This window comes from Candidatus Oleimmundimicrobium sp., assembly GCF_030651595.1.
Classification (GTDB): Bacteria; Actinomycetota; Aquicultoria; order UBA3085; family Oleimmundimicrobiaceae; genus JAUSCH01.
In genome coordinates, this window is the sequence record NZ_JAUSCH010000098.1 from 1 (window position 1) to 3854 (window position 3854).

The 3854-nt window shown below is 38.0% G+C and carries 5 protein-coding genes; 4 read left to right on the top strand and 1 reads right to left on the bottom strand.

Annotated features, from left to right (window positions below; all coding sequences use genetic code 11):
- The first annotated feature begins 113 nt into the window (after positions 1-113).
- Together Q7U95_RS05860 and Q7U95_RS05865 are read left to right on the top strand one after the other, a co-directional pair.
- Entirely contained in the window at positions 114-548 is a 435-nt protein-coding gene (locus Q7U95_RS05860) for a nucleotidyltransferase domain-containing protein (RefSeq protein ID WP_308752714.1), read from the top strand.
- Positions 549-576: 28 nt separating this feature from the next.
- Positions 577-999 carry a HepT-like ribonuclease domain-containing protein gene (locus Q7U95_RS05865; RefSeq protein ID WP_308752716.1) on the top strand — a complete coding sequence of 141 codons (423 nt, stop codon included), beginning with the start codon at positions 577-579 and terminating at the stop codon, positions 997-999.
- Positions 1000-1063: 64 nt separating this feature from the next.
- Here Q7U95_RS05865 and tnpA read toward each other — a convergent pair whose 3' ends face one another.
- Positions 1064-1453, bottom strand: a complete 390-nt coding sequence (gene tnpA / locus Q7U95_RS05870) for an IS200/IS605 family transposase (protein WP_308752717.1) — start codon at positions 1451-1453, stop codon at positions 1064-1066.
- Between the two features lie 55 nt (positions 1454-1508).
- Here tnpA and Q7U95_RS05875 point away from each other — a divergent pair, with 55 nt between their 5' ends.
- Positions 1509-2579, top strand: coding sequence for a transposase (locus tag Q7U95_RS05875; protein ID WP_308752718.1), 1071 nt, complete (start codon positions 1509-1511; stop codon positions 2577-2579).
- 81 nt (positions 2580-2660) lie between these two features.
- Complete coding sequence (locus Q7U95_RS05880) at positions 2661-3755, top strand: glycosyltransferase (RefSeq protein ID WP_308752719.1); 1095 nt, start codon at positions 2661-2663, stop codon at positions 3753-3755.
- Positions 3756-3854 lie beyond the last annotated feature (99 nt).

Genomic DNA, 3854 nt, shown 5'->3' on the forward strand with positions numbered 1-3854 from the left:
CGTGAGAGCTTTTGTGACAATTAATAAAAATTTGCTAAAAAATGTATTTTCTTACAAAATGATGGTACTAAAGTGAAAAATAGATGTTTTAGAGCGAGAGAACGTGAGAAACGATGTCAATGAAGAGAACTAAAGTTTTAATTGAAGAAAATTATCAAGATTTTGAGAAGATCGCCAAAAAGTACAATCTTCGGCTGATTTTGCTCTTTGGTTCAGCTGTGTCCTCAAAACTTCATCCTCAAAGCGATATTGATATTGCCGTTCTTTCTGAAAAACCCGATCTTTCTTTGGAAAGTTACTCAAATCTTCTTTTTGATTTACAAAGGCGCTTTCCAAAAAGAGAGGTGGACTTGGCCATCATTAATCGGGCGGATCCTTTATTTCTCAAAAAAATTATGGAGAATTGCAAACTTCTTTGTGGTAATCCCCGGGAGCTTGCCAGACTTAAAATTTATGCTTTTAAAAGATATGTGGATCATCGAAGATATTTTGATTTAGAGAAGAAGTTTGCGCAAAATTTCATAAAGCGATATGCCACGGGTCTATAAGTAAAACGAAAAATAGGGGGTTAGAGTAATGATTGATAAAACTTTGATAATTAGAAAAATTGCCCTCATAAGTGAGGATTTCGAAGTTTTAAAGCCCTTGGCTCAATTGGGCTATGAAGATTATGTGGCCGAGTCAACAAACGAGGTTTTAGCTGAGCGGTATCTTGAAAGAATGATTGGAAGAATGATAGATATTAATTATCATTTGATTACCGAAGAAGGGCATAAGCCTCCCTCCGATTACTTTCAGTCCTTTTTGAAACTTGCGGATATAGGTGTTCTGCCACGGGATTTTGTAGAACAGATTGCCCCTTGTGCTGGTTTGCGAAATAGAATTGTTCACGAATACGACGAGATTGATTGCAAGAAGGTTTATGAGGGTCTTCAGGTTGCCATGAGAGATATTCCGCGTTATTTGAAACTTGTTAGCGATTTCATTGAGAAAGTTTAAAATACTTCTTTGTTTACGACATAAACGGGAAAGCCCACGAGTTTTAACCGTGGGATGAGAGCGTCTAATACCCTTTTTGTTCTTCAATATATTTTCTGATTGTATATTCATTGAGTTTTCCTACACTATCGACATAATAACTTCTTGTCCACAAAGTAGGAAGTCTTGATTTTAGTTTGGGAAATTCTTGTCGAAGTATTCTGCTTGTATATCCCTTTAATTGCCCCACAACAAACTGGGGTGGATGAATTGGTTTTGTCTTCACAAACAAATGCACGTGGTCTGGTTGTATACTGGCTTCGATAATTTCTACTCCAAGCTGTTTAGATTTTTCATACAACAATTCGAGTAGTCTACCTTCAATCCCTGCAAGAACTGGTCTTCTGTATTTGGGACACCAAATAAGGTGATAGCTTAGATTATAGACTGCGGCTGTAGAGGTTTTCCATCTCATATTGACATTATACCACTGGCTCTTGTATAATTCAAGTATGATACTCACATACAAAGTGAAACATGGCAGAGATTTCACAAGAGAGCTCGGCTTAGCTTTCCAGGTGGCTGAGTATGCTATTAAGAACAAGGACAAATTATCTACAAAATACGTAGCTCACCTTGGGTTAAAATCTGTTATAGCCAACCAGATATTAAGAAAATACGGAAGAAACAAAAAAATTAAGGTGATTAGTCATATTAAGTTGGCTATTCCAAGTCAGGGAATTAAATACAATTCGGGGATTGTTAACATTCCCTCACTCAAACTTTCAATTTCATTTTGCAAATCATTTCAAAAAATCAACCAGATAGAAATTGACGATGAATATGCCTATGTTTCTGCAACTGTTGAAGAAAAACCTCAATACACTCCCCAAAAATCTATTGGAGTTGATTTAAATACTACGGGTCATTGTGCTGTTGTTGCCGTCAAAGAAACGGGCAAAATTTTCAAACTTGGTAAAAAAGCAGAACACATCCATAAAAAATATAAGAACATGCGAAAAAGTCTACAAAAACGTGGCTTGTATAAAGTGGTTAAGAAAATTAAAAATAGAGAGCAAAGAATAGTCAAAGACCTAAACCACAAAGTATCACGATCTATTGTCAACCTTGCAGTTAAGGAGAAGGGAGGTCTAAAGTTAGAAAAACTGCGAGATATAAGAAAAACAAAATCAAGAAAAAGTTTCAAATACGCCCTCAACTCTTGGAGCTTCTATCAACTGGCAAAGTTTATAGAATATAAAGCTCTTTTAGCGGGTGTGCCAATAACCTATGTTGAACCAGCATATACGAGCAAGTGTTGCTCAAAGTGTGGTCAAATAGGAAAACGAAACGACAAGCATTTTAAGTGTTCATGTGGACACGTCGAACATGCTGATGTTAATGCGGCTTTCAATATAGCTTTAATATCTCCACGCATTGTTCAATTGCAGGAAGAAAAGGGTTTCTTGCAAGCGGAGTCTGATACCCGCCAAAAGGCAACGCAAAGAAGCTATGCGACCTTAGAACCCCGTGTCTTTAGGCACGGGAGTATGTCAGAAGATCTCAAAAGTAAAATAAAAAGGTTTATGCAGACGGGTTAAAGTGTTTCATTGAAAGAATGATCTCGTAGAACTCCTGTGAGGATATATCGGAGGTCCAAAGTTAAAAAATTGAAAGTTCTCATGGTAAACAAATTATATTATCCCGTTATTGGAGGCGTAGAGAATCACGTCCGGGATTTGGCGAATGGATTATCTTCTCAAATTGACGTGAAAGTGCTGGTTGCTAATACTTCTTTTCAAACCGCTAAAGAAGAGATTGATGGTGTAGAAGTTCATAAGGTAGCAAACCTCGGCACTTTTAAATCTACTCCTCTTGCGCCAACTTTTCCATGTTGGTTAAGAAAGCTTAAAAGCGATGTTTACCATTTCCATTTTCCGTATCCCTTTGGAGAATTCTCATATTTACTTGCGAAACCGTCCGGGAAATTGGTGATTACATATCACAGCGATATTATTCGGCAGAAATTTTTGCTCTCTCTTTACAATCCTTTTTTAAGGGCATTTTTGAAGAGAGCGGATAAGATTTTAGTTTCTTCTCCAAACATGATTGAACACTCCCCATTTTTAAATAGAGTTAAAGAGAAGTGTGTGGTTGTCCCTTTTGGGATTGATACTGAAAGATTTGAGTTTACAGAAGAGGTTTCAAACAAGGCGGGGGATATTAGAAATCGTTACGGTGACAGGATTGTGCTTTTTGTTGGCAGATTAATTTATTATAAGGGTGTCGAATATCTTGTAAGAGCGATGAAGGCGGTAGATGGCCAGCTTCTTCTTGTTGGCGAAGGATCGTTGAAAGATGATTTAAAAGAGCTCGCTCTCAATTTAGGTATCGGAGATAGAGTGCATTTTATCGGAGAAGTTACAGACGATGCTTTGCCCGCTTACTATCACGCCTGTGATGTTTTTGTTCTTCCATCGGTGGCCAGAAGCGAGGCCTTTGGCTTAGTTCAGCTCGAGGCCCACACTTGCGGAAAGCCGGTGGTAAGCACCAACTTAACAACGGGGGTTCCGTATGCTAATTTAGATGGGGTGACGGGTATTATCATTCCTCCATGCTCACCCGAAGAACTTTCTAATGCTATAAACAAACTTTTAAATGATGAGAGATTGCGAAACAAATATGGCGCCAATGGCAAGAAGAGGGTGCATGAGGAGTTCACCAAGGAATTGATGGCAAAACGAGTCTTGGAAATTTATAAGGAACTGATGGTTTAGAGGATGTGGAAATTGCGAAAATTGTAAGGTTAGTGTGATATTTTTTGTTATTGTGAGGAGTCAGAGCGATTAAAACGAGATTGCCACGCCCCACAGAAC

Excerpts from the sequence above, each read along its gene's own strand:
- Q7U95_RS05860 (WP_308752714.1), top strand. The coding sequence starts at position 114 with ATGTCAATGAAGAGAACTAAAGTTTTAATTGAAGAAAATTATCAAGAT.
- Q7U95_RS05865 (WP_308752716.1), top strand. The coding sequence starts at position 577 with ATGATTGATAAAACTTTGATAATTAGAAAAATTGCCCTCATAAGTGAG.
- tnpA (WP_308752717.1), bottom strand. The coding sequence starts at position 1,453 with ATGAGATGGAAAACCTCTACAGCCGCAGTCTATAATCTAAGCTATCAC.
- Q7U95_RS05880 (WP_308752719.1), top strand. The coding sequence starts at position 2,661 with ATGGTAAACAAATTATATTATCCCGTTATTGGAGGCGTAGAGAATCAC.